Origin of the sequence: Mesorhizobium sp. L48C026A00 (genome assembly GCF_000502375.1) — a bacterium.
Lineage (GTDB): Bacteria > Pseudomonadota > Alphaproteobacteria > Rhizobiales > Rhizobiaceae > Mesorhizobium > Mesorhizobium muleiense.
Window position 1 is genome coordinate 1 of the sequence record NZ_AYWU01000138.1, and the last position, 217, is coordinate 217.

Below are 217 nucleotides of genomic sequence, written 5' to 3' on the forward strand. Positions count from 1 at the left end.
GAGAGATAGCCGCGGTCGAACTGCATGCCTTCGACGACTTCGAGTTCGGTCTCGGCGGTCTTGGCTTCCTCGACGGTGATGACGCCCTCATTGCCGACCTTCTGCATCGCTTCGGCGATCATCGAGCCGACCGAAGCATCGCCATTGCCGGCGATGGTGCCGACCTGGGCAACCTCTTCCGAGGTCTTGATCTTCTTGGCGTTCTTGATCAGCGTCG

Annotated in this window: 1 pseudogene; it reads right to left on the bottom strand. The window is 60.4% G+C overall.

The features are described from left to right. A pseudogene (gene groEL / locus X738_RS0145605) lies at positions 1-217 on the bottom strand (chaperonin GroEL); the annotation flags it as partial.